This is a genomic window from Janthinobacterium sp. SUN073 (genome assembly GCF_030397665.1).
In the GTDB taxonomy this organism is placed as follows: domain Bacteria; phylum Pseudomonadota; class Gammaproteobacteria; order Burkholderiales; family Burkholderiaceae_D; genus Janthinobacterium.
This window is the reverse complement of record NZ_JAPUBT010000004.1, coordinates 266,064-291,060: the sequence shown is the minus strand read 5'-3', so window position 1 is coordinate 291,060 and position 24,997 is coordinate 266,064. Positions and strand designations below refer to the sequence as shown.

The 24,997-nt window shown below is 61.1% G+C and carries 23 protein-coding genes and 2 tRNA genes; 18 read left to right on the top strand and 7 right to left on the bottom strand.

Going from position 1 to position 24,997, the window contains the following annotated elements; all coding sequences use genetic code 11:
• Window positions 1-68: 68 nt before the first annotated feature.
• The 5 genes from O0882_RS14155 (at window position 69) to O0882_RS14135 (ending at window position 6,414) form a co-directional block, all read left to right on the top strand.
• Complete coding sequence (locus O0882_RS14155) at window positions 69-473, top strand: heme-binding protein (protein WP_096234935.1); 405 nt, start codon at window positions 69-71, stop codon at window positions 471-473.
• Between the two features lie 450 nt (window positions 474-923).
• Window positions 924-2,102: a glutamine-hydrolyzing carbamoyl-phosphate synthase small subunit gene (carA, locus tag O0882_RS14150; protein ID WP_289948899.1), complete on the top strand. Its 1,179-nt coding sequence runs from the start codon at window positions 924-926 to the stop codon at window positions 2,100-2,102.
• The gene (gene carB, locus O0882_RS14145) at window positions 2,095-5,325 is read left to right on the top strand and encodes a carbamoyl-phosphate synthase large subunit (RefSeq protein WP_116744059.1); all 3,231 of its coding nucleotides are present in this window, start codon (window positions 2,095-2,097) and stop codon (window positions 5,323-5,325) included. The genes carA and carB overlap by 8 nt, the downstream gene beginning before the upstream one ends.
• Before the next feature lie 163 nt (window positions 5,326-5,488).
• Window positions 5,489-5,965 carry a transcription elongation factor GreA gene (gene greA / locus O0882_RS14140; protein WP_010397233.1) on the top strand — a complete coding sequence of 159 codons (477 nt, stop codon included), beginning with the start codon at window positions 5,489-5,491 and terminating at the stop codon, window positions 5,963-5,965.
• A complete protein-coding gene (locus tag O0882_RS14135; RefSeq protein ID WP_289948892.1) occupies window positions 5,965-6,414 on the top strand; it encodes a DUF4149 domain-containing protein in 450 nt (149 codons plus the stop codon). Before greA ends, O0882_RS14135 begins: the two co-directional genes overlap by 1 nt.
• Before the next feature lie 146 nt (window positions 6,415-6,560).
• Here O0882_RS14135 and O0882_RS14130 read toward each other — a convergent pair whose 3' ends face one another.
• Window positions 6,561-7,031: a YhbY family RNA-binding protein gene (locus O0882_RS14130; protein WP_010397237.1), complete on the bottom strand. Its 471-nt coding sequence runs from the start codon at window positions 7,029-7,031 to the stop codon at window positions 6,561-6,563.
• A 42-nt stretch (window positions 7,032-7,073) separates the two neighbouring features.
• Here O0882_RS14130 and O0882_RS14125 point away from each other — a divergent pair, with 42 nt between their 5' ends.
• The 6 genes from O0882_RS14125 to O0882_RS14100 all read left to right on the top strand — a co-directional run bounded on the left by O0882_RS14125 (window position 7,074) and on the right by O0882_RS14100 (window position 12,487).
• Window positions 7,074-7,757 carry an RlmE family RNA methyltransferase gene (locus O0882_RS14125; RefSeq protein WP_096234939.1) on the top strand — a complete coding sequence of 228 codons (684 nt, stop codon included), beginning with the start codon at window positions 7,074-7,076 and terminating at the stop codon, window positions 7,755-7,757.
• A 203-nt stretch (window positions 7,758-7,960) separates the two neighbouring features.
• Window positions 7,961-9,844, top strand: a complete 1,884-nt coding sequence (gene ftsH, locus O0882_RS14120; RefSeq protein WP_071077941.1) for an ATP-dependent zinc metalloprotease FtsH — start codon at window positions 7,961-7,963, stop codon at window positions 9,842-9,844.
• Window positions 9,845-9,948: 104 nt separating this feature from the next.
• Window positions 9,949-10,782, top strand: coding sequence for a dihydropteroate synthase (folP, locus tag O0882_RS14115; RefSeq protein ID WP_289948889.1), 834 nt, complete (start codon window positions 9,949-9,951; stop codon window positions 10,780-10,782).
• Window positions 10,783-10,822: 40 nt separating this feature from the next.
• Window positions 10,823-12,160 carry a phosphoglucosamine mutase gene (glmM, locus tag O0882_RS14110; RefSeq protein ID WP_289948888.1) on the top strand — a complete coding sequence of 446 codons (1,338 nt, stop codon included), beginning with the start codon at window positions 10,823-10,825 and terminating at the stop codon, window positions 12,158-12,160.
• Window positions 12,161-12,241: 81 nt separating this feature from the next.
• Window positions 12,242-12,318, top strand: a tRNA-Pro gene (locus O0882_RS14105).
• A 94-nt stretch (window positions 12,319-12,412) separates the two neighbouring features.
• A tRNA-Arg gene (locus O0882_RS14100) sits at window positions 12,413-12,487 on the top strand.
• 70 nt (window positions 12,488-12,557) lie between these two features.
• Here O0882_RS14100 and O0882_RS14095 read toward each other — a convergent pair.
• From O0882_RS14095 to O0882_RS14085, 3 genes are all read right to left on the bottom strand, one after another.
• Window positions 12,558-12,737 (bottom strand): hypothetical protein, encoded by a 180-nt coding sequence (locus tag O0882_RS14095; RefSeq protein WP_141168692.1) that lies wholly within the window; start codon window positions 12,735-12,737, stop codon window positions 12,558-12,560.
• Window positions 12,738-12,908: 171 nt separating this feature from the next.
• Window positions 12,909-13,475, bottom strand: a complete 567-nt coding sequence (locus O0882_RS14090) for a PEP-CTERM sorting domain-containing protein (protein WP_289948887.1) — start codon at window positions 13,473-13,475, stop codon at window positions 12,909-12,911.
• Window positions 13,476-13,785: 310 nt separating this feature from the next.
• Window positions 13,786-14,358: a GbsR/MarR family transcriptional regulator gene (locus O0882_RS14085; protein WP_242428456.1), complete on the bottom strand. Its 573-nt coding sequence runs from the start codon at window positions 14,356-14,358 to the stop codon at window positions 13,786-13,788.
• 117 nt (window positions 14,359-14,475) lie between these two features.
• On the opposite strand from O0882_RS14085, the gene cydD reads away from it, so the two are divergent.
• The 6 genes from cydD to O0882_RS14055 all read left to right on the top strand — a co-directional run bounded on the left by cydD (window position 14,476) and on the right by O0882_RS14055 (window position 22,844).
• Window positions 14,476-16,176 carry a thiol reductant ABC exporter subunit CydD gene (cydD, locus tag O0882_RS14080; protein ID WP_289948886.1) on the top strand — a complete coding sequence of 567 codons (1,701 nt, stop codon included), beginning with the start codon at window positions 14,476-14,478 and terminating at the stop codon, window positions 16,174-16,176.
• The gene (locus O0882_RS14075; RefSeq protein ID WP_289948885.1) at window positions 16,173-17,855 is read left to right on the top strand and encodes an ATP-binding cassette domain-containing protein; all 1,683 of its coding nucleotides are present in this window, start codon (window positions 16,173-16,175) and stop codon (window positions 17,853-17,855) included. The genes cydD and O0882_RS14075 overlap by 4 nt, the downstream gene beginning before the upstream one ends.
• A 105-nt stretch (window positions 17,856-17,960) precedes the next feature.
• Window positions 17,961-19,538 carry a cytochrome ubiquinol oxidase subunit I gene (locus tag O0882_RS14070; RefSeq protein ID WP_289948884.1) on the top strand — a complete coding sequence of 526 codons (1,578 nt, stop codon included), beginning with the start codon at window positions 17,961-17,963 and terminating at the stop codon, window positions 19,536-19,538.
• A gap of 13 nt (window positions 19,539-19,551) precedes the next feature.
• Window positions 19,552-20,706: a cytochrome d ubiquinol oxidase subunit II gene (gene cydB / locus O0882_RS14065; protein ID WP_289948883.1), complete on the top strand. Its 1,155-nt coding sequence runs from the start codon at window positions 19,552-19,554 to the stop codon at window positions 20,704-20,706.
• 22 nt (window positions 20,707-20,728) lie between these two features.
• Window positions 20,729-20,854: a cytochrome bd-I oxidase subunit CydX gene (cydX, locus tag O0882_RS14060; RefSeq protein ID WP_070258990.1), complete on the top strand. Its 126-nt coding sequence runs from the start codon at window positions 20,729-20,731 to the stop codon at window positions 20,852-20,854.
• Window positions 20,855-21,275: 421 nt separating this feature from the next.
• Window positions 21,276-22,844: a methyl-accepting chemotaxis protein gene (locus O0882_RS14055; protein ID WP_289948879.1), complete on the top strand. Its 1,569-nt coding sequence runs from the start codon at window positions 21,276-21,278 to the stop codon at window positions 22,842-22,844.
• A 51-nt stretch (window positions 22,845-22,895) separates the two neighbouring features.
• On the opposite strand, the gene O0882_RS14050 is transcribed toward O0882_RS14055, so the two are convergent.
• Entirely contained in the window at window positions 22,896-23,075 is a 180-nt protein-coding gene (locus O0882_RS14050) for a hypothetical protein (protein ID WP_289948877.1), read from the bottom strand.
• A 165-nt stretch (window positions 23,076-23,240) separates the two neighbouring features.
• Between O0882_RS14050 and O0882_RS14045 the strand changes: the two genes are divergently transcribed.
• Window positions 23,241-23,969 carry a hypothetical protein gene (locus O0882_RS14045; RefSeq protein ID WP_289948875.1) on the top strand — a complete coding sequence of 243 codons (729 nt, stop codon included), beginning with the start codon at window positions 23,241-23,243 and terminating at the stop codon, window positions 23,967-23,969.
• 15 nt (window positions 23,970-23,984) lie between these two features.
• Here the strand turns inward: O0882_RS14045 and O0882_RS14040 are convergent, their stop codons facing one another.
• On the bottom strand, window positions 23,985-24,359 hold the full coding sequence (locus O0882_RS14040; RefSeq protein ID WP_289948874.1) for a DUF1294 domain-containing protein: 375 nt from the start codon (window positions 24,357-24,359) through the stop codon (window positions 23,985-23,987).
• 58 nt (window positions 24,360-24,417) lie between these two features.
• On the bottom strand, window positions 24,418-24,984 hold the full coding sequence (locus O0882_RS14035; protein ID WP_289948870.1) for a methylated-DNA--[protein]-cysteine S-methyltransferase: 567 nt from the start codon (window positions 24,982-24,984) through the stop codon (window positions 24,418-24,420).
• Window positions 24,985-24,997: the final 13 nt, after the last annotated feature.

The window sequence follows — 24,997 nt, the reverse complement described above, 5'->3', positions numbered from 1 at the left end:
GATCAGTAATCGATCGCGCTGCTGCGCATTTCGTATACAATTTTGATTCAACATAACAAGGATGCACCATGCAATCGAAACCGATTTTGACCCTGGACGACGTAAAGAAAATCGCTGCCGCCGCCGAAGCGGAAGCGGTCAAGAATAACTGGGCGGTCGCGATCGCCATCGTCGATGACGGCGGCCACCTGCTGTGGCTGCAGCGCATGGATGGCGTGGCGCCGATCTCGTCGCACATCGCCCCATCGAAAGCCAAGACGGCCGCACTGGGTCGCCGCGAATCGCGCATCTATGAAGAGATGATCAATGGCGGCCGCGTATCGTTCCTGAGCGCGCCGGAAATCGACGGCTTGCTCGAAGGCGGCGTGCCCATCGTGTTTGATGGTCACTACGTGGGCGCCGTCGGCGTCTCGGGCGTGAAGTCCGCGGAAGATGCGCAAATCGCCAAAGCGGGTATCGCCGCTTTGGTGTGATGGACACTTGGCCAAACCTACTGCGCGGCGCGCTTTGCGGCCGGCGATGCTCACCGTACTTTAGTACGGTTGCGCTTCTCGGCCACAAATCACATCCGCTCGCTACGGTTTTGCCAGGTGTTGCGACGTCAACTGTGATTTAAGTAATAACCGCAATTGCATCTTCAGAAGAATGAACCAGCCGCCCCGCGCAAGCCGGGCGGCTTTTTCATGGGGCGCAGGATTTATGCTGCTGCGCAAAAAAATGCCGGGCCTTCTGTATTTTCTTCCTTGTGGAAAAGCTTCCTTTTGGTTATAATTCAAAGGTTTAGCCAATCACACATATACCGTAGCGACTACCCATCCCCTCATTCAAAATGACCGTTGAAACACCCTGAGTGCATCTGGCTCGGGTATCTAGGCGGTCGGTCTGACGTGGCGCAGCTACGGTAACTTTATCAGGAGTTGCCCTTGCCGCCATTTTTTTCTGGCCCTGCCGTTCCAGCCATATTAGCGCTTGCTGATGGAACGATCTTTAAAGGTTTTTCGATCGGTGCCGCCGGTCATACCACGGGCGAGGTTGTTTTCAACACCTCGATGACCGGGTATCAGGAAATCCTTACCGACCCAAGCTATTGCCGCCAGATGGTCACCCTGACCTATCCGCATATCGGCAATACGGGCGTCAACCCGGAAGACGTCGAATCTTCCAAGGTTCACGCCGCTGGCCTCATCATCCGCGATCTGCCATTGCTGGCATCCAATTTCCGTTCCACGCTCTCCCTGTCCGATTACCTGAAAGCTGAAAATATCGTCGCCATCGCCGGCATCGATACACGCAAGCTCACGCGCATCCTGCGTGAAAAAGGTGCGCAGGGCGGCGCCATCCTGGTCGGCACGCAAGGCAATGAGCCATCCGCCGCGCAGGCGCTGGAACTGGCCCGCTCCTTCCCCGGCCTGTCCGGCATGGACCTGGCCAAGGTGGTATCAAGCAAGGCCGCCTACGAGTACCGCGAAACGGAATGGACCCTGGGCGAAGGCTACGGCCAACTGGCTGACGCGGACGCGAAATACCACGTGGTCGCCTTCGACTACGGCGTCAAGCGCAACATCCTGCGCATGCTGACGTCGCGCGGCTGCAAAGTCACCGTGCTGCCGGCGCAAGCCACCGCAGCCGACGCCCTGGCACTGAATCCGGACGGCATCTTCCTGTCGAACGGCCCCGGCGACCCGGAACCGTGCGACTACGCGATTGCCGCGACCAAGGAACTGATCGAAAAGGGCATCCCGACCTTCGGCATCTGCCTCGGTCACCAGATCATGGCGCTCGCTTCCGGCGCGAAAACGCTGAAGATGAAGTTCGGCCACCACGGCGCGAACCACCCGGTGCAAGACCTGGAAACGAAACAGGTCTTGATTACCTCGCAAAACCACGGTTTCGCAGTCGACGCGGCAACTCTGCCCGCGAATTGCCGCGTGACCCATGAATCGCTGTTCGACGGCTCCCTGCAGGGCTTTGCCCGCACGGACAAGCCGGCCTTCTGCTTCCAGGGCCACCCTGAAGCGTCGCCGGGCCCGATGGATGTTGCTTACCTGTTTGACCGCTTCATCAACTTGATGGCTGCGGAGGAGAAAAAGAAAAATGCCTAAACGTTTAGATATCAAAAGTATTCTGATTATTGGCGCTGGCCCGATCGTGATCGGCCAGGCCTGCGAATTCGATTATTCCGGCGCGCAAGCGTGCAAGGCCCTGCGCGAAGAGGGCTACAAAGTCATCCTGGTCAACAGCAATCCAGCGACCATCATGACGGACCCGGAAATGGCCGACGTGACGTACATCGAACCGATCACCTGGTCGGTCGTTGAACGCATCATCGCCAAGGAGCGTCCTGACGCCATCCTGCCGACGATGGGTGGCCAGACGGCGCTGAACTGCGCGCTGGACCTGTTCAACAATGGCGTGCTGGCGAAATACAACGTCGAGCTGATCGGCGCCTCGCCGGAAGCCATCGACAAGGCGGAAGACCGTTCCAAGTTCAAGGACGCGATGACCAAGATCGGCCTCGGTTCGGCCCGTTCCGGCGTGGCGCACTCGATGGAAGAATCGTGGGCCGTGCAGCGCACCCTGGGTTTCCCGACCATCATCCGTCCATCGTTCACCATGGGCGGCTCCGGCGGCGGTATCGCCTACAACGAAGAAGAATTCGAAACCATCTGCAAGCGCGGCCTGGAAGCCTCGCCGACGAAAGAGTTGCTGATCGAAGAATCGTTGCTGGGCTGGAAAGAGTACGAGATGGAAGTGGTACGCGACAAGGCGGACAACTGCATCATCATCTGCTCGATCGAAAACCTCGACCCGATGGGCGTGCACACGGGTGACTCGATTACCGTTGCGCCGGCGCAAACCCTGACGGACAAGGAATACCAGATCATGCGCAATGCCAGCCTGGCAGTGCTGCGCGAGATCGGCGTCGACACCGGTGGCTCGAACGTGCAATTCTCGATCAACCCCGTCGATGGCCGCATGATCGTCATCGAGATGAACCCGCGCGTATCGCGTTCGTCGGCGCTGGCATCGAAAGCCACGGGTTTCCCGATTGCAAAAATCGCCGCCAAGCTGGCCGTCGGTTACACCCTGGACGAGCTGCGCAATGAAATCACGGGCGGCGCCACGCCGGCCTCGTTCGAACCGTCGATCGATTACGTCGTCACGAAGATCCCCCGTTTCACGTTCGAGAAGTTCCCGACCGCCGACCACCACTTGACGACGCAGATGAAATCCGTCGGCGAAGTGATGGCCATCGGCCGTACCTTCCAGGAATCGTTCCAGAAAGCCTTGCGCGGCCTGGAAGTGGGCGTGGACGGCATGAACGAGAAAACCAAGGACCGCGAAAAGATCGAAGAAGAACTGGGCGAGCCTGGTCCTGAGCGCATCTGGTACGTGGGCGATGCGTTTGCCCAAGGTTTTACTTTGGAAGAAGTGCACAACCTGACCAAGATCGACCCATGGTTCCTGATCCAGATCAAGGAAATCGTCGACCTGGAACTGTGGCTCGATACGCAGAAGCTGGACAACCTGGACAAGAACACCCTGTACAAGTTGAAACAGAAGGGCTTCTCGGACCGCCGCCTGGGCTTTTTGTTGCAGACGACCGACACGGCCGTGCGCCTGCAGCGCCATGCGCTGAACATCCGTCCCGTCTACAAGCGCGTCGATACCTGCGCGGCGGAATTTTCGACCGACACGGCGTACATGTATTCCACGTACGACGAAGAGTGCGAATCGAATCCGACCGACAAGAAAAAGATCATGGTGCTGGGCGGTGGCCCGAACCGCATCGGCCAGGGTATCGAGTTTGACTATTGCTGTGTCCACGCGGCCCTCGCCATGCGCGAAGATGGCTACGAAACCATCATGGTCAATTGCAATCCAGAAACGGTTTCGACCGACTACGATACCTCGGACCGTCTGTACTTCGAGTCCCTGACCTTGGAAGACGTGCTGGAAATCGTCGCCATCGAAAAACCGGTGGGCGTGATCGTGCAGTACGGCGGCCAGACACCATTAAAACTGGCGCTGGACCTGGAAGCGAATGGCGTGCCCATCATCGGCACCTCGCCCGACATGATCGATGCGGCCGAAGACCGCGAGCGTTTCCAGCAACTGCTGCACAAGCTGGAACTGCGCCAGCCGCCTAACCGCACCGCGCGCACCGAAGCCGACGCTCTGGCGCTGGCGCAGGAAATCGGCTACCCGCTGGTCGTGCGTCCATCGTACGTGCTGGGCGGTCGCGCCATGGAAATCGTCCATGAGCAACGCGACCTCGAGCGCTACATGCGCGAAGCCGTCAAGGTTTCGCACGATTCGCCGGTGCTGCTGGACCGCTTCCTGAACGACGCCATCGAGTGCGACGTCGATTGCATCTCCGACGGCGAAACGACGTTCATCGGCGGCGTGATGGAACACATCGAACAGGCTGGCGTCCACTCGGGCGACTCGGCTTGCTCCTTGCCACCATACTCGCTGTCGCAAGAAACCATCGATGAACTGAAGCGCCAGACGGCGCTGATGGCCAAGGGCTTGAACGTGGTCGGCCTGATGAACGTGCAGTTCGCCATCCAGAAGCAAGAGATCGATGGCGAAATGAAAGACGTCGTCTTCGTGCTGGAAGTCAATCCGCGTGCTTCGCGCACCGTGCCTTTCGTCTCGAAAGCCACCGGTCTGCAACTGGCGAAGATCGCCGCGCGCTGCATGGTCGGCCAGTCGCTGGCCTCGCAAGGCATCACGCAGGAAGTCGTGCCGCCATACTTCAGCGTCAAGGAAGCCGTGTTCCCGTTCGTCAAGTTCCCGGGCGTGGACACCATCCTGGGCCCTGAAATGAAATCGACGGGTGAAGTCATGGGCGTGGGCCTGACCTTCGGCGAAGCGTTTGTGAAATCGCAACTGGGCGCCGGCGTGAACCTGCCAAAATCGGGCAAGGTCTTCATCAGCGTGAAAGCGTCGGACAAGCCGCGCGCCGTGCAAGTGGCGCGTGACCTGGTCGAGTCCGGTTTTACCGTGGTCGCCACCAAGGGTACCGCCGCCGTGATCGCTGCTGCCGGCATCGCCGTCACGCCAGTGAACAAGGTGATCGAAGGCCGTCCGCACATCGTCGACATGATCAAGAACCATGAAATCGTGTTGGTGATCAACACCGTGGAAGAAAAACGCAGCGCCATCGTCGATTCGCGGGCCATCCGCACGTCGGCCCTGGCGTCGCGCGTGACGACCTACACCACCATCGCGGGCGCGGAAGCGGCCGTCGAAGGCATCCGTCACCTCGATGAGTTGCGTGTGTACGATTTGCAAGGTCTGCACAAGACCTTGAACTAAGTGCGTTTGCAGTGGCCGCCGTTAGGCGGTACACTGCATGCTTATCAACCACAGAGTTCCGTGCAGAGCAGCGCGCGGCCTCTGTGGTTTTCACTTGGTAAGTCCGTTAACCGTGACAAAACACGGACAACGGCACCGATAACTAGCAGATAGTAGAGATAACATGACCTCAGTCCCATTGACCAAATACGGCGCAGAACTTCTGAAGGAAGAGCTGCATCACTTGAAGACCAAGGAACGCCGCATCGTCATCGATGCGATCGCCGAAGCGCGTTCGCACGGAGATTTGTCGGAAAACGCCGAGTACGATGCCGCCAAGGAACGCCAGGCCTTCGTCGAAGGCCGCATTGCCGAGCTCGAAGGCAAGCTGGGCGCAGCGCAAATCATCGACCCGACCGCGCTCGACGCGGAAGGCCGCGTGGTATTTGCCTCGACCGTGAACCTGGAAGACCTGGAATCGGGCCAGAAAGTCACCTACCAGATCGTCGGCCTCGATGAAGCCGACTTGAAAAAGAACAAAGTCTCCGTGACGTCCCCGATCGCCCGCGCGCTGATCGGCAAGTACGCCGGTGACGTGGTGGAAGTGCAGGCGCCGTCCGGCCCGCGCGAATACGAAATCCTGGAAGTACTGTACATCTGATGCTCGCCCGCGTGCGCTTCCTGGTTGCCACCCTGTGGGCCGGCAGCCTGTGGACCATCGGCTTCATCGTGGCGCCCACCTTGTTCGGTACCCTCAGCGACCGCGTGCTGGCAGGCAACATCGCCGGCAGCATGTTCCGTGCCGAGGCCTGGCTGTCGATCGCCTGTGCTTTGATACTGCTGGCCTTGCTGCAATGGGGCGCTGGCGCCCTGGAACTCAAGCGCCGCCGTCTCCTGGGGGCGCTGGTGTTGTCGATGCTGGTGTGTGCGCTGCTCAGTCACTTCGGTATTTCGCCGCTGATGGCCGAACTCAAGGCGCAGGCGCAGGGTTCATCCGGCATCATGGACGAAGCCATGCGCAGTCGCTTCGGCATGCTGCATGGCGTGTCGACCCTGATCTTTGCCGTGCAGAGCTTGCTGGCGGGTGTGTTGATCTGGAAACAGCAGTAATCGCTGCCGTGCTTGTCGGATTAGCGGCGCCCTGGCGCCGCGTAATCCGACAAGCGCAATTGCAATAAAAAAGCGGAGCAAGGGATATCCCGTGCTCCGCTTCTTGTTTCAAGCCCGGCAGCCTTGCGGTTGCCGGGTGAACAGGCTTACTTGCTGCCCAGTGCGCTTTTCTTGGCGCTTTTCTGACGTGGCTTGGCACGCTTGATGGAACCGCCTTCGGTAACGCGCTCATTGCCCTTGATCATGACTTTCGTCACGCTAGGGCGCTTGGTGCCGCTGGCGCTGGCCTTGACGATGGTCACTTCGCGCATGCCTTTGCCGGCGCTGACCTTCTCCTTAACCACTTCTTTTTTCGGACGGTAGATTACCAGCAGTTTGCCAATATGTTGTACCGGGGCGGCGCCGAGATTGCCGCAAATCGTATCGTACATTCCGACGCGGGCTTCGCGGTCGTCGCCGAACACGCGGACTTTAATCAGACCGTGCGAATCCAGGCCAAGGTCGATCTCTTTGAGTACAGCAGGTGTCAAGCCCGCTTCGCCAATGATGACGATAGGCTTCAGCGCGTGTGCTTCGGCGCGCAGTGCGCTGCGCTCTACGGGTGTAAGTTTTAGCATAATAATATTTAGTAATTCCCTTAAAAGCAGTATTCTACGCGAATGGCAAAGAAGAAATTAAACAAAAACTGGTTGCACGACCACATAAATGATCCTTATGTGAAGTTGGCGCAAAAAGAGGGCTACCGCGCCCGGGCAGCATACAAGCTCAAAGAAATCGATGAAGACGAAAAACTGATCAAGCATGGACAGGTAATTGTCGACCTTGGTTGCACTCCTGGCAGCTGGGCCCAGTATCTGCGGCGCAAGCTGGCCGGCAAGGACGGCGGCGGGGTCAATGGTACCCTGATTGGCCTGGACATGCTGGAAATGGAGCCGATCGCCGATTTCCACTTCATCCAGGGCGACTTCCGCGAAGCGCGCGTGCTGCGCCAGCTGGAAGTGGTGTTGCAAGGACGCAAGGTTGATGTGGTCCTGTCGGACATGGCGCCGAATCTGTCGGGCATCGCCACGGCGGACGCCGCGCGCATGGAACATCTGATCGACCTGGCCATCGAATTTTCGCAATTGCATTTGAAGCCATCGGGCGTCTTGCTGGTGAAATGCTTCAAAGACATGGGTTTCAGCCAGATCGTGGAGAAATTCCGCGCTGAATTCAAGGTCGTGGTGCAGAAAAAGCCCAAGGCCAGCCGCGATAAATCGTCAGAAATCTTCCTGATGGGGCGTGGTCTCAAGAATCCGCTGAAAAATGCCGTGCAAGAAGATGATTCCGCCCTTGATATTTAAGCGGGAATCCGCACATGGGAACGAGAAGTGCAGTAGCGTCTGATGGCATAAAAGCCTAAATTGTTTATACTGCATTTTTTTTGCGTGAACGCGGTTTTTTCGCGCGCACGGATCGGCGGGCTTTGGCACGGCCCGCTTATTGCGAGTAAAATCGTGTTTCTAGCTATTGGTAAAGAGATGCGCACTGCATCCAAGGAGTCTTCGTGAATAACATGTTTTCCAAATCTGCCATCTGGGTAGTCGTATTGCTGCTGTTGTTCATGCTGTTCAAGCAATTCGACAGTCATGGCGCCACAGGCGGCAGCAAGGCCATCGCTTATTCCGATTTGCTGGATGAAGTCAAAGCCAAGCGTGTCAAGGATGTCGTGATCGAAGGTTCGTCGATCACCGCCAAGCTGATGGACGACACCAAGGTGCGTACCACCGCCACCAGCCTCGACAAGGGCCTGATCGGCGACCTGCGCGACAATGGCGTGCATTTCGATGTGCGCCCGCCTGAGGAAGCGTCTTTCCTGCAAACTATTTTTGTATCCTGGTTCCCCATGCTGCTGTTGATCGGCGTCTGGGTATTCTTCATGCGTCAGATGCAAGGCGGCGGCAAGGGCGGGGCATTCTCGTTCGGCAAGTCGAAAGCGCGCATGATGGATGAAGCCAGCAACACCGTCACCTTCGCCGATGTCGCCGGTTGCGACGAAGCGAAAGAAGAAGTCAACGAAGTGGTCGACTTCCTCAAGGACCCGAGCAAATTCCAGAAACTGGGCGGCCGCATTCCCCGCGGCGTGCTGATGGTCGGTCCTCCGGGCACGGGTAAAACCCTGCTGGCGCGCGCCATCGCCGGCGAAGCCAAGGTGCCGTTCTTCTCGATTTCCGGTTCCGACTTCGTGGAAATGTTCGTCGGCGTGGGCGCCTCCCGCGTGCGTGACATGTTCGAAAACGCGAAAAAGCATTCGCCGTGCATCATCTTCATCGATGAGATCGACGCTGTCGGTCGTCACCGCGGCGCTGGCATGGGCGGCGGCAATGACGAGCGCGAACAGACCTTGAACCAGTTGCTGGTCGAGATGGACGGTTTTGAAGCGAACTCCGGCGTGATCGTCGTGGCCGCCACCAACCGCGCCGACGTGCTCGACAAAGCCTTGCTGCGTCCGGGCCGTTTTGACCGCCAGGTCTCCGTCGGCTTGCCCGATATCCGCGGCCGCGAACAGATCTTGAACGTGCACATGCGTAAAGTACCTATCAGTACCGACGTGAAAGCCGATATCCTGGCCCGTGGTACTCCTGGTTTCTCGGGCGCCGACCTGGCCAACCTGGTCAACGAGGCAGCCCTGTTTGCCGCCCGCCGCAGCAAGCGCCTGGTGGAAATGGCTGACTTCGAAGACGCGAAAGACAAGATCTACATGGGTCCTGAGCGTAAATCGATGATCATCCGCGAGGAAGAGCGCCGCAATACGGCTTACCATGAGTCCGGTCACGCAGTCGTCGCCAAGCTGCTGCCAAAAGCCGATCCCGTGCACAAAGTGACGATCATGCCGCGCGGCTGGGCCCTGGGCCTGACCTGGCAGTTGCCGGAACACGATAACTTGTCCGCCTACAAGGACAAGATGCTGGAAGAAATTTCCATCCTGTTTGGCGGCCGCATCGCCGAAGAGATTTTCGTGGGACAGATGTCCACGGGCGCGTCGAACGACTTCTCGCGTGCCACCAAGCTGGCCCGTTCCATGGTGACCCGCTTCGGCATGTCCGACAGCATGGGCGTGATGGTCTACGAAGACAGCGAAAACGAAGGTTTCTTCGGTGGCGCCACCAAGACGATCTCGGAAGCGACCCAGCAAAAGGTCGATGCTGAAATCCGCAACATTCTCGACAAGCAATATGCTTTGGCGCGTACCTTGCTGGAAAGCAACCGCGACAAGGTCGAAATGATGACCAAAGCCTTGCTGGAATGGGAAACCATTGATGCAGAGCAAATCAATGACATCATGGCCGGCCTGGAGCCGCGTCCGCCGAAAGTCATTCCGCCACGCCGCAATGCGGGCGGTGACAGCGGCACGGGCGGCATTTCGCCAAACGTGACGGCGCCAGCCTGATAGCGATCACTGCTTGATAGGTGGCATGCAGAGAAGGGTAAGGAGCGATCCTTGCCCTTTTTCGTTGCCGCAGCAGTTTTTCCCTGACGACTACAAAGATTCACATGCGACACTATTTGCAATTCGGCCGTTTCGGCTTCAACCTGTCCGGCACGCAGGCGCTGGTGATGGGCATCCTGAACATCACGCCCGACTCCTTTTCCGATGCGGGCCAGTATCAACATCTGGAGTTTGCCCTCTCGCGCGCCGAGCAGATGATAGTCGACGGCGTCGACATCATCGATATCGGCGGCGAATCGAGCCGCCCCGGCGCGCCGCCATTACCGCTGCAGGACGAGCTGGCGCGCGTCATGCCCGTGCTGTATGGCTTGCGCGACTGCGGCAAGCCCCTCTCCGTCGACACCTATAAACCCGAAGTGATGCGCGAAGCCATCCTGGCGGGCGCCGACATGATCAACGACATCAACGGTTTCCGCGCGCCGGGCGCCATCGAGGCTGTACAGGACAGCGACTGCGCGCTGTGCATCATGCACATGCAAAACGTGCCAGAAACCATGCAAGCCCAGCCCCAGTACGAGGATGTGGTGCGCGAAGTCATCGATTTCCTGCGCGAACGCATCGACACCATGACGGCGGCCGGCATCGCCCGCGAGCGCCTGTGCGTCGATCCTGGCTTTGGTTTCGGCAAGACGGTGGAGCAAAACTATGCCTTGCTGCGCGCCACGCGCCAGTTGCGCAGCGAGCTGGACCTGCCCGTGCTGGCCGGGCTGTCGCGCAAGTCGATGATCGGCGCCGTCACGGGGCGTCCCGTCGAGCAGCGCCTGGCCGGCAGTGTTGCCGGTGCGCTTGCTGCGGTAGCGCAAGGTGCAGAAATTATCCGTGTGCATGATGTAGCTGAAACCGTCGATGCGCTGAAGGTCTGGCGCATGGCACACTGAGCCTGTAAGATTTATCATAAACAACAAGAAGAGAAATACGATGACGCGTAAATATTTTGGCACCGATGGCATCCGCGGCCTGGTGGGCACGGCCCCGATCACCCCCGATTTCGTCATGCGCCTCGGCTATGCGGCCGGCAAGGTGCTGGCCAAGTCGCAAGGCGGCAAGGCACGCCCGACGGTGCTGATCGGCAAGGACACGCGCATTTCCGGCTACATGCTGGAAGCGGCGCTGGAAGCGGGCCTGTCGGCCGCCGGCGTGGATGTGATGCTGGCCGGCCCCATGCCGACGCCGGCGATCGCCTACCTGACGCGGGCGCTGCGCCTGTCGGCCGGTGTTGTCATTTCCGCCTCGCACAATCCGTATCACGATAATGGCATCAAGTTCTTTTCCAGCCAGGGCACCAAGCTGCCCGACAGCGTGGAACTGGAAATCGAAGCGGCGCTCGACGAGCCCATGGCCTGCGTACCGTCGGACAAGCTGGGCCGCGCCAAGCGCCTGGACGATGCCCAGGGCCGCTACATCGAATTTTGCAAGAGCACCTTTCCGAACGAGCTGGACTTGCGCGGCCTGAAGATCGTCGTCGACTGCGCGCATGGCGCCGCCTACCATATCGCGCCGCACGTGTTCCATGAGCTGGGGGCGGAAGTCATCGCCATCGGCAACAAGCCCGATGGCTTCAATATCAATGCGGGCTTTGGCGCCACCGCGCCCAAGGCCATGGCTGAAGCCGTCGTGGAGCACGGCGCCGACCTGGGCATCGCCCTCGATGGCGACGCCGACCGCCTGATCATGTGCGATGCCACGGGCCGACTGTATAACGGCGACGAGTTGTTGTACGTCATGGTCAAGGACCGCCTGGCAACGGGCCCCGTGGCGGGCGCCGTCGGCACCCTGATGACCAACATGGCGCTGGAAGTGCTGTTCAAGCAGCAGGGCATCGGCTTTGCGCGCGCCAAGGTGGGCGACCGCTACGTGCTGGAAGTCATGAAGGAAAAGGGCTGGATACTGGGTGGCGAGGGCTCCGGCCATCTGCTGTGCCTGGACCGCCACACGACGGGCGACGGCATCGTTTCCGCGCTGCAGGTATTGTCCGCGCTCAAGCGCAGCGGCCAGAGCCTGCAGCAATGCCTGGCCGAACTGGTGCTGTTCCCGCAAACCCTGATCAACCTGCGCGTGGCGCCCGGTTTCGACTGGCAAAAAAATGCCGCCATGGTGGCCGAGAAAGAATTGGTCGAGGCCGAACTGGGCGACACGGGCCGCGTGCTGATCCGCGCATCGGGCACCGAACCGTTGATCCGCGTGATGGTCGAGGCGAAAGATAAAGAGCTGGCCGAGAGCATGGCGCGCCGCATCGCCGATAAAGTAGGTGTGTAGAGGCAAGCGCCGATAGTTTTTTCCATCTAATTCGTCTATGGCAATTGACGAAATTGGCTGGGGGCGTTATTATCTTGTCTTCGGAGTGTGGCGCAGCCCGGTAGCGCACCTGGTTTGGGACCAGGGGGTCCAAGGTTCGAATCCTTGTACTCCGACCAAAGTCATAAGCGGGCTGTCAGAAATGACAGCCCGTTTTCTATTCCGCGCTGGCATTTCATTGCTGGCGCGCATGGATTAAAATACTGCACCTTTCCGCCCATCGTTCAACGGATAGGACAACGGTCTTCTAAACCGTGAATGGGGGTTCGATTCCCTCTGGGCGGACCAGTTTCATACTGGCCACGGCTTGCGCCATGCGGCCGCCATCTTCTCTCTTCCTGTCTGTCAGCACGCGGCCCTAAGGCTGCGCAAACAGCACCACGCTCAGCAAATACAGCAGCGGCACCGCACACAGCAGCGCCGAGCATACCGAAACGATTTTTCTGTTGGCCAGTCGGGCCAGACGCAGCCGTTCCCGCACGGGCAAGTGCTGGCGGATCACGCTGCGCGCGCGTGGCTGAAACGGTTGTTCGTGCATGAGTTCTCCCTTGTCGATCAGCAGTTGATGCTGTCGAGCATAGCGAGGGGGATCTAAAAATGGTGTAAACAGTGGGCCTGGCGCCGCAAGCGCGGCGTAAAGATGCGGCTGGCATTGAGGGCGGCAGCGGGCGCTGCTGCGCCGCTGCCGTGATGAGGCGGATGATGAGACTTACTCTCCCTGGCGGCGGCGTGCCAGGAAGCCCAGCATGCCCAGGCCGGCGAGCAGCATGGCATAGGTTTCAGGTTCCGGCACGGCGGAAATGAAGGCCCTGTAGTTGCTCAGATCCTTGGGCAGGCCCTCCACCGTGAAAGTGCTGCCGGCGGCCACGGGTGCGGCCCAGTGGAACACCAGTTCGCCCTTGCCGAAGTGGATGGCCAGGAAGTCATAGGCGGCCGCGCTCGTAAAGGAATTGACGCCGCCGCTCAAGCCTGCCGTGGTGCCGGCGGTGCAGCCCGAGGTGGCGTTGTCGCAATACGAGACGGCGGCGCCCAGGCTGGTGCCGAACACGCCATTGATATAGCCCTGGATGGCCGCAGGACTCTGCGGCACCAGATTATCGTCATAATATTTCACCTGCATTGCCGGCGATGGAGAATACGTGACGGTGCTGCCGGCGATGACGAAACCGCTGGCCGGACCCACATCCACCCAGGTGGCCGCTTGCGCCGCACTTGCCATTACAGTTATTGCGGCCAGCATGGATGCCTTGCTGGCAATGATCTTTACGCTTTTCATGAAACCCCCTTGTGCTTGAGACAGTCGCTTCATCGTGTCGGGGCGCGTCCCTGCATGCCGGGGAAGTCATCCCATTGATCATTTTTAGCTGCTTTTAACTATTTCCTGCGCGTAGCGAATACGCAAATGAAAGCTTACTCTTGATGTAAACTAATACAATTTTAATAATTCTATTGGTTCGCTTGACAACATCATATATGGCTATGTTTGACTGTGCTAGCGATAGCCAACATGACGTTGGGAAATGGCGTGACAAGGCGCCCCAGTTTGTGCTGGCGGCGCCTTGGCTTTGGGAGGGGAGGCGGGTGCGTCAGTCGTTGTTGTTGCTGACGCCAAACAGACGGTCCTTGGCGTTGAGCAATTTTTGCACCTTGGCGCCCATTTTCATCAGTTGCGCCATCGATTCGGGCGACAGGCGCTGCAAGTCGTCGAACCAGGTGTTGGCCAGGTCGACCAATTCATACATTTCGCGCATGCGCTCCTGCGCATACTGGTCCACGGGTTCCGTGGCCGGCGCCAGCAGCGATTCGCGCAGCACCGTCAGGGTGGGCGCCACTTCGCGGCGCCGGCGTTCGGCGGCCACCACGCGGAAGATTTGCCACACATCGCCCAGCGAGGAAAAATACTCGCGCCGGTCGCCGGGGATGCGCGACTGGCGGATCAAGCCCCAGCCCTGCAATTCCTTCAAGCCGATGCTCACGTTCGAGCGTGAAAAACTCAGGTGTTCCGCGATTTCGTCCGCGTGCAAAGGATGCTCCGCGACAAACAACAAGGCGTACACTTGTCCCACCGTACGGTTAAAGCCCCAGCGGCTGCCCATCTCGCCGAAATGGCTGACAAAGGTCAGGATCAGCGGCGTCATGTGGATATTTTGAGTTTTCATAATTATCTGAATTTTTTCACGCCACACCCGCAGGGTCAATTGATATATGTCATGTTTCGCAGTATTATACAAAAAATCGAATTTACAGAAAATTCTGAAAACTCAAAAAGTATAGAGATGCCGACCACGCCACTGTCTTTGCCCCGCTTTATCCTTCCCCGCGCCGCCAGCCTGGCGCAAGGTGGCGCCGCCTTGTTGTGGCTGCCACAAGCGGCCTTGCTGGCCTGGGCCGTGCAAGCCATGCTGGACGGTGCACCCTGGCGCGCGGCCCTGCTGCCGGCCGCCGGCGTGCTGCTGCTGGGTGTGCTGCGCGCCGGCGGCGAAGCGTGGGGTGCGCGGCGCATGTACGCGGCGGCGCGCGCCCATCTGAGCACCTTGCGCGCCCAGGTGGCGCAAGCGCTGGCTCACCGTTCGCCGCTGGACCGCCAGCGCGCCCAGTCGGGCCAGGCGGCCAGCGTCATCGCCGAGCAGGCCGAAGCCATCGTGCCGTATCTGGTGCGCTACAAACCGGCGCGCTGGAAAGTGCTCACCGTGCCGCTCGTGATCCTCGCCGTCGTGACGCCGCTGTCGTGGATTGCCGCCTTGATCCTGCTTATCGCCGCCCCCCTGATTCCCGTCTTCATGGCCCTGGTGGGCATGGGCGCGCAAGCGGCCAGCCGCGGGCAGATGGTGGAAATGGGCAGCATGAACGCCTTCCTGCTGGACCGCCTGCGCGGCCTGGCCACCCTGCGCGCGCTCGACGCCGTCGACGCCACGGCGGAACGGCTGGACGCCGCGTCGCAATCCGTGCGCCGGCGCACCATGGTGGTGCTGCGCATCGCCTTTTTGTCGTCCGCCGTGCTGGAACTGTTTTCCGCGCTGGGCGTGGCCATGGTGGCGGCGTTTATCGGTTTCTCCTTGCTGGGCAGCATCAATTTCGGCACCTGGGGCCGCGAACTGAGCCTGGGGCAGGGCTTGTTCATCCTGCTGCTGGCGCCCGCATTCTTCGAGCCCCTGCGCGAACTGGCCGCCGTCTGGCACGACAAGGCGGCCGGCGAAGCGGGCCTGGCCGGCCTGCACGACCTGGCGGGCGAGGGCGTGCCCCTGCCTGGCGCCGGGGTGGCAGCGGCTGCCGTGTCCGCCGCCGCCATGGCGGTGGCGCCGCCACCGGCCGTCGACATCCATCAACTGCGCTTTGCCCATCCCGGCGAAGCGCCCGTATTCGAGCGCTTCGACCTGGCCGTGCGCGCCGGTGAGCACGTGGCCTTGCTGGGCGCCAGCGGCGCCGGCAAGAGCACCTTGCTGTCCCTGCTGGCCGGCTTGCTGCCCGCCAGCAATGGCGAGATCCGCATCGGCGGCGTGCGCCTGACCGACAGCACCGTCAATACCTTGCGCCAGCGCATGGCCTGGATGGGCCAGCGTCCGCACGTGTTTGCCGCCTCCGTCAGCCAGAACGTGACCCTGGGACGGCCGGGCGCGAACGCCGCGCAGGTGACGCAGGCGCTGCACCTGGCCGACCTGGCTTGCGTGGCGCAGGCGCAGCCGGCCATCATGCTCAGCGATGGCGGCCAGGGCTTGTCCGGCGGCGAAGCCGTGCGCCTGGCCCTGGCCCGCGTGGCCCTGCATCCGCATGCGGACTTACTGCTGGTCGATGAGCCGACGGCCCACCTGGACAGCGAAACGGCGGCGCGCGTGACGGACGCCTTGCTGGCATTGGCCAAGGGCAAGACGATGCTCGTCGCCACGCACGACCCCGTGCTGGCTGGCCGGCTGCAGCGCACGGTGCAGGTCGATGCCCGAGCCCTGGCACAGGAGCAGGAACAGGAACAGCCGGCATGAAAACTTCCCTCATATCGAACCCCGTCCTGCGGCAATTGCTGCTGGCCCAGCCGGGCAAGCTGATCGGGGGCGCCTTGCTGGCGGCCCTGACGGCGGTGGCCGGCATGGCCTTGCTGGGCTTGTCCGGCTGGTTTATTACCGCCACCTCGATCGCCGGCCTGCATGCCTCCACGGCTGTGCTGTTCGACGTGTTCGGCCCCTCGGCCGGCATCCGCCTGCTGGCCATCGGCCGCACGGGTTCGCGCTATGCGGAACGCCTCGTCACGCACGACGCCACGTTCGCCGCGCTGGCCAGCATCCGCGTGCGGCTGTTCCGCGGCTGGTCGCGCCCGGAAGCGGCCAGCCGCTTGCTGCGCCAGCCCGCCAAGCTGCTGTTTCGCCTGACGGCCGATATCGACGCGCTCGAAGCGCTGTATTTGCGCTTGCTGGTGCCTGCCTTTACGGCACTGTGCGCGGCCTTGCTGGCCGGCGTGGCGCTGGGCGTGATGCAGTGGCAGCTGGGCCTGGGCCTGGCCGCGTGGCTGCTGGTCGCCGGCGGCGGTATCAGCTGGGTCGTGGCGCAGCGTGCCCGCCGTCCCGCCATCGTGCGCTCGCGCGCCATCGAAAAATTGCGTTCCGGCACCATCGACCTGGTGGCCGGTCAGACGGATCTGGTGATGGCGGGCCGCATCGACGCCCAGTGTGCCGCGCTGGGACAGATTGATCGCTCGCTGGCGCAAGCCGATTTCGCCCTGCTGCGCCTGGAGACGGCGGCCGGCGCCGCGTATGGCGTGGCTGGCAGCGCGACCCTGGCAGCGGTGCTGCTGGCCGTGGCCGCGCTGGTGCAGCAGCAGGCGCTGAACGTGCCGCTGGCGGCGCTGGCCCTGCTGATCGCCCTGACGGCCGTGGAACCGTTTGCGGGGCTGCGCCGTGGCGCGCTGGAAGCGGGTCGCATGCTGCTGGCCATGCGCCGCCTGGCGCCGCGCCTTGACGGCAATGAGGTGGCGCTGCCGCCCTTTGATGCCGCACCGGGCTTGCGCCTGGAACACGTCAGCGCCGCGCATGCGGGCAGCCAGGTCGCCATTTTGCATGACGTATCGCTGCACATCGCCGATGGCGAGCGGGTGGCCTTGATCGGCCCCAGCGGCGCGGGCAAGTCCACCCTGCTGGCCCTTGCCGCGCGCGAGCTGGCGCCGCTGTCGGGAACGGTGGCCGCACCGCGCGCCTGTTTGTTTACCCAGAAGACGGAATTGTTCCAGGACAGCCTGCGCGACAACCTGCGCCTGGCCGACCCGTCCGCCAGCGATGCGCAGCTGTGGGCGGCGCTGCAATCGGCCGGCCTGGACGAGGAAGTGCGGGCCTTGGCGGGCGGCCTGGACACGCAGCTGGGCGAGGGGGGGCTGGGCTTGTCGGGCGGCCAGGCGCGGCGCCTGGCGCTGGCGCGGCTGTTCCTGCACGAATCGACCTTGTGGCTGCTGGACGAAGCGACGGAAGCGCTCAATGCGCAGGTGGCCATCGACGTCCTGCAGCGCCTGCGCGCGCGCAGCGACGGACGCAGCTTGCTGATCGCTACCCACTTGCGGCGCGAAGCGGCGCTGGCGGACCGGCTGGTCAGCCTGCGCGATGGTCGCATCGTCGGTGACGCGCGCCGGGGCACACCCGCCTTCGAGGCGGCGCTGGCCGGCTTGCGCGGAGATTGATGGGCGGGCGGCACAGCCCGATAGCTTACAGCAGCAGAAGCTATCGAACAGCCGCATGTAGATACCAGGTTTACACTTACAGCAGGGAAACACCAAGGAAATCATATGGACTTCGATATTGTCGCTTTATCCAGACTGCAGTTCGCGCTGACAGCTCTGTACCACTTTATATTCGTTCCGCTGACGATAGGCCTGTCAGTGATCCTCGCCATCATGGAAACGGTTTACGTGATGACGAACCGCCCCATCTGGCGCGACATGACCAAATTTTGGGGTGTCTTGTTCGGCATCAACTTCGCCATGGGTGTGGCGACGGGCATCGTCATGGAATTCCAGTTCGGCATGAACTGGAGCTATTACAGCCATTATGTGGGCGACATTTTCGGTGCGCCGCTGGCCATCGAGGGACTGATGGCCTTCTTCCTGGAAGCGACCTTCGTCGGCCTGTTCTTCTTCGGCTGGGACAAGCTGTCGAAGCGGGGCCACCTGGTCACCACCTGGCTGGTGGCCATCGGCTCGAACTTCTCGGCCCTGTGGATCCTGATCGCCAACGGCTGGATGCAAAATCCCGTCGGCGCGGCCTTCAATCCGCAGACCATGCGCATGGAAATCACGGATTTCGGCGCCGTGCTGACGAACCCGGTAGCACAGGCGAAATTCGTGCACACCGTGTCGGCCGGCTATACGGCCGCGTCGATTTTTGTGCTGGGTATTTCCGCCTGGTATCTGCTGAAGGGCCGCCACGTGCAGCTGGCCAAGCGCTCGATGACGGTGGCCGCCTCGTTCGGCCTGGCCGCCTCGCTGTCGGTGGTGGTGCTGGGCGACGAAAGCGGCTACCTGTCGTCCGAACACCAGAAGATGAAACTGGCCGCGATTGAGGCCATGTGGACCACGGAGCCGGCGCCCGCCGCCTTCACGGCCTTCGGCTTCCCCGACGCGAAAGCGCGCGAAACGCATTACGCCGTGCATATCCCGATGGTGATGGGCCTGATCGGCACGCGTTCGCTGACGACGGAAATTCCCGGCATCGAGCAACTGGTCGACCGTGGCGAGCTGCTGATCAAGGATGGCATCAAGGCGTATGACGCGCTGCAAACCATCCGCGGCGTGGCGCCGGGCGCGCCCGTGCCGCAAGAGGCGAAGGACGTGTTCGAGTCGAAAGGCCAGTCCATGGGCTATGCCTTGTTGCTGAAACGCTATGTCGACGATCCGCGCCAGGCCACGCCCGAGCAGATCCGCAAGGCGGCGCTCGACACCGTGCCGCCCGTCGGGCCCTTGTTCTGGTCGTTCCGCGTGATGGTGGGCCTGGGCATGTTCTTTATCTTGCTCACCGGCACATTCTTCATCCTGTCGACGCGCCGCACCCTGGACAAGCACCGCTGGCTGCTGAAGCTGGCCGTGTTCGCCATCCCGCTGCCGTGGGTGGCGATTGAAGCGGGCTGGATCGTGGCCGAAGTGGGCCGCCAGCCGTGGGTCATCGAAGGCGTGCTGCCGACGGCCGTGGCGGTCTCGAACCTGGGCGCGACCACCTTGCTCATCACGATTGCCGGCTTTGCCGCCATCTACACCGTGCTGTTGATTATCGAAATGAAGCTCATGCTCAAGGCCATCCGCAAGGGGCCGGAAGAGACGGTGCCGGGCCCCGTGCCAGCGGCCGCAGCCATTCATACTCAACGCGCCTAAGGAGGGCCAGACCATGATTTTGCATGAAATGATTTCTTACGAAACTCTGCGCCTGATCTGGTGGCTGCTGATCGGCATCTTGCTGGTCGGCTTTGCCATCACCGACGGCTTCGACCTGGGCACGGGTATCTTGCTGCCGTTCGCCGGCAAGACGGACCTGGAACGCCGCGTCATCATCAACAGTATCGGTCCCGTGTGGGAAGGCAACCAGGTGTGGCTGATCCTCGGCGGCGGCGCCATCTTTGCCGCCTGGCCGCAGCTGTACGCCGTCTCGTTCTCGGGCTTTTACCTGGCCATGTTCGTCATCCTGGTGGCGCTGATCGTGCGTCCCGTGGCCTTCAAATTCCGCAGCAAGCGCGAAGACCCGCGCTGGCGCGCCCGCTGGGATGCGGCCCTGTTCGTGGGCGGCTTCGTGCCGGCCCTGATCTGCGGCGTGGCGATCGGCAACGTGCTGCAGGGCGTGCCGTTCCGTTTCTCGCCAGACATGCACATCTTCTATGATGGCACGTTCTTTGCGCTGCTCAACCCGTTCGCCTTACTGTGCGGCCTCGTCTCGGTGGCCATGCTGGTGATGCACGGCGCCACCTGGCTGCAGCTGAAAACGGACGGTGCCGTGGCTGAGCGTGCGCGCCGCTACGGCAGCGTGGCGGCGATTGCCACCGTGCTGCTGTATGCGCTGGCCGGCGTGGCCCTGTGGCTGTGGGTCGATGGCTACCGCATCAGCAGCACGGTGGTGGTCGACGGTCCGTCGAACCCCATGCTGAAAACGGCGGAAGTGCACGTGGGCGCCTGGTTCCTTAACTTTGCCGCCCATCCGTGGACCTGGATCGCTCCGGCCTTCGGCTTGCTGGGTCCCCTGCTGGCGTTCGCCTTCCTGCGCGCGCGCCGCGAAGTACCTGCCTTGCTGGCCAGCGCGGCTGCCATCGCCGGCATCATCCTCGGCGTGGGCGCGGCCATGTTTCCGTTCATCCTGCCATCGTCGATCGATCCGCGCGCCAGCCTGACGGTGTGGGATTCCTCGTCCAGCCACATGACCCTGTTCATCATGCTGGTCGTCACGGCCGTCTTCATTCCCCTCATCGTGGCGTACACGACCTGGGTATATAAAGTACTGTGGGGCAAGGTTGATGCAAAAGCCATCCAGGACGACAGCGGTCACGCTTACTAAGAATTAAGGAAAGGAACTAATTATGTGGTATTTCGCCTGGATACTGGGTCTTCCGCTGGCGGCGACGTTCGCCGTGCTCAATGCGATGTGGTATGAAATTGCCGATGGCGACACGACGCCGGAGCAATACCGTGACACGCCGAAGTAGGCGCGTGTCGGCTTGACTGGCCCCGCCCGGCGCGATGGTTTTACCATCGCTGCCCGGCGGGTTTTTTTTATGCTTGTTCACGGATGTGCGGAAAGCAGCCACAGGAACAAGTATGCGCTGAAGAAGGGATCGCTTTGTTGTGCGACCAAGGCAGAACGCGTCGCCGTGCCGGTAGGGCCGCACTGAGATGCACATCTCCCATCATTCGTGGCTAAATTTATGTATTTTGTTGTTTTTGTTATTTTTAATTAAAATCGCGTTAAATTGGCATAAATTCGATGTAAAATAAGTTGCCTGTTATAAAAATTGAATAACGTTTTAATAGGAAATCTGACTTCGAATGATCGCCTGCCATACATGCGAGGGTAGTGTTACTCCGTAGCTGAACCAGAGGCAAGCACAGCTAATATAAGGAAACATCATGCATATGTTACGCGTACTCAAACTATCGCACCGTTTGGCTGTGCTGATTGTGATCTTTTCAGCCGGCTTCATCCTCTATGGCCTATGGTCGTTCAAGACTCTGCAAGAATGGAAAGTGAACGGCCCGGTGTATCAGAAAATAGTGCAAAGCAAGGACCTGATTGCGGATGTGTTGCCACCGCCAGAATACATACTGGAATCCTATCTGATCAGTTTTCAGCTGATGGCGACCGAGGATCGTGCCGAACAGGGGCAGTTAATCGCACGATTTAAAACGCTCAAACATGATTACGATGAGCGCCATGCATTCTGGCACGCCGCGAAACTGGATGCCGATATCGCCGAACTGTTGCTGAACAAGTCACATACGCCGGCGCTGGCCTTCTATACGGTTGCACTGCAACAGTTCGTTCCCGCAATTGAAGCGCAGGATAAGGCTGGCGCTACTGTTGCGATGAAAAAAATGACGATGAGTTACGCCCTGCATCTGCAGGCAATCAATCAACTGGTCGATATGACCACCCAACGCGCGTCGGCGATAGAAGCGGATTCGGCAGCGCGCATCACGGTAGCGAGCAGCTTGCTGTTGCTGACACTGCTGCTCTCGCTGGGCACGGGGATTGCGGTGGCTGTGCTCATCAGCAAGAGTATTACCAGACCGCTGCAGGATGCCGTGAAGGTGGCCCGCATTGTCGCTTCCGGTGATCTGCGTAGCCATATCGCGACCGATTATCGCGATGAGCCGGGCGAATTGATGAGTGCTCTGAAAAGCATGAATGAGAGTCTGCGTCACACGGTGGGCCGCGTGCGCAGCGGTACTGAAACCATTTCGACTGCCTCGCAGGAAATCGCTGCTGGAAATATGGACCTCTCGGCCAGAACGGAGGCACAGGCCGGTGCACTGGAACAAACGTCGTCGGCGATGGGGGAGTTAACCAGCACTGTGCAGCAGACTGCCGAAAACGCCCAACAAGCCAATCAACTGGTCTTGTCGGCTTCAGCGGTAGCGCTGCAGGGCGGGCAAGTGGTCGACCGTGTCGTCGCGACCATGGTGTCCATCAAGGACAGCTCGAAGCGTATCGTCGAGATCATTTCCGTGATTGATGGCATAGCGTTTCAGACCAATATTCTGGCCCTGAACGCGGCTGTCGAAGCCGCGCGCGCCGGTGAACTGGGGCGCGGTTTTGCGGTAGTCGCAGCGGAAGTGCGCACCCTGGCGCAACGCTCCGCCAGTGCCGCCAAAGAGATCAAGCAGTTGATTGCCGAGTCGGTCGAAAAAGTCGAGCTGGGCAGCAATCTGGCCGATGAAGCGGGCGGCACGATGCAGAAAATCGTCTCCTCTGTGCAGCAGGTGGCGGGCATCATGGGGGAAATCGCCGTCGCCAGCCACGAACAAAGCGACGGCATCAAACAGGTGAATCAGGCCATCAGTCAGATGGATGCAGTGACCCAGCAGAATGCCGCCCTGGTCGAACAGGCAGCGGCGGCAGCGGCCAGCATGCAGGAGCAGGCGAACAATATGATGCAGGACGTGCGCGTGTTTAAATTGCTGGCGTGTGCTGATTGACCGGCCTGATGCTCCAGAACAGCGCTTGACCGGTCAGGAAACGCATGGGACTCAGGCCGGCGTCTTGCTGACCGGTTTGGGGATGGCAATGGCAATCGGATCGCTGGCAGGAAAGCTTTCCTTCAGCGCTTCATCCAGCGCTTCTTCGGCATGGCTTTCGTTGGCCGGCGTGGGCGAATCGCGTTCCGGTGGCGGGGCGGGCGTGGTGGCGGCGTTGGTGCTCGAATGCATGGTCATCCCCTTGCGGTGGTGTGCCACGCGGCCGGAATGGCCGTGGCACGTGCTGATGTTTCCAGCCTAGCACATCGCGTAAAAAAAGCGCGCCCGCTGCGCCTGCCCAAGGGGAGGATGGCGGCGTCTGCTACACTGCGCTCCACTTTTATCGACGGAACTGCCATGACTTCCCTTTCTTTGCCGTACCGCGCCACCGCCACCCAAGCCTGTGCCTGGCTGGCGCAACAAACGGGCACGCCGTGGACCCTGGCGCGCCTGCTGGAGCAGGGTGGCTTGCCGTATGTCTGGCTCGATTACAGCGACGCCTGGGCCGAGCTGTTCCATGACGGCGTGACGCGCTATGCGGCGCCCGTCGTGTTTATCGAGGACAAGCAGCACCTGGCTTCGGGTGCGGACGACGTGTGGCTGCGCTTGACGCGCGACTCCGGCAATATCGCCATCGAACTGAAGGCGCCGGGTTTGCGCGTGCCCGTGGACGGCTTGCACTTCCAGGAGCGCGATCTGTTGCGTTTGCTCAAGGAGTTGCAGCACCCGCAGCCGGCCGAGTCGGAAGCCGGAGCTGACAATGCAGCGCCGTTTGTCTTGCCCAGCGCCCTGAAGGGCCTGGGGCGCGAACAGATTTTGATTGCCTTTGCCGGCGTGGGCAAGGTCGACCTGGACAAAGGCATGGCCAGTGGCGTGGGCATCTTTGGCGACGATGGCGCGCGCGTGCGCAAGAATTCGCGCGGTGGCAAGAACAGCCACCTGTGGCATCCGGTGACGCTGGCGTTCGGCTTGCACGATGTGCACCGCGTGCCGATGGCGCACTTGAAAAAGGCGTTCGCCACGCAGCCCTTGCTGCGCGAATGGAAGGCGGACTGGCTGGAATCGCTGCGTTTGCTGGGCGAGTAAAGGGCAGGGACAGTTCTACAACTCGATGGGCGCCACCTCGGTGCCGATATCGGGCGCCGCGTAATGCATGCTGAAGTACACGAAAGCGCCGATATTGAGGACGACCGTGATCCAGAACAGCACGCGGAACGAACGCTTGCTGGACTTGTGGCGCAGCCATTGCTGGGCCAGCACGGCGCCCGGCCAGCCGCACAGCAGTCCCAGCAGCAGCAGGGTGCGTTCCGAGGTGCGCCAGCGCCCCTGTTTGGCGGCCGACTTGTCGATCGCATAGGCGACGAAGCAGCTCAGGCTCAGCACGCCATACACGAGGGCGACCAGGGCGGGGATGTGGAAAAAGAACGTGGCCAGTAAATACAGAACGACAAAGAGCAGGATGACAAGGTAGGGCATAGGATGTGGTGGCTTGAACGGGGGCGTGAGTATCCCACACGGGGAACGATGCCGCTGTCTAAAATAAACAGCCTTGCGCCATATCGATGTGCACGGCACGGCGGCGGGCGTGGCCCATCTTCAGCGCTTCGCGGTCGCTGGACAAGGCGATGCCTTCCAGGGCCAACAAGGTTTCCTTGGCATGCAGGCCGCCCGCAAAGCCCGTCAACTCGCCCGTGGCGCCGATGACGCGGTGGCAGGGGGCGATGATGGAAATGGGATTCTTGCCGTTGGCGGCGCCCACGGCGCGCACGGCGGCGGGACGGCCGATCTGGCGCGCGATCTCTCCATAGCTGCGCGTCTGGCCGTACGGTATCGTCAGCAGCGCGCGCCAGACTTCCTGCTGGAATGGCGTGCCGGAAAAATCGAGCGGCACGTCGAATTGCTGGCGGGTGCCGGCAAAATACTCGCCCAGTTGGCGCGCCGTTTCCAGCAGCACGGCGCAACCGTCATCGACGCGCATGTCGCCCAGGCGCACGCGGTTCGGCTTGTCGTTTTCCCATAAAATCGCGGCCAGGGCCGCGCCGCGCGCCACCAGGGTCAGCTCGCCCACGGGCGAGGGCACCACGATGCAGTCGTATTCCATGTTGGTTCCTTGA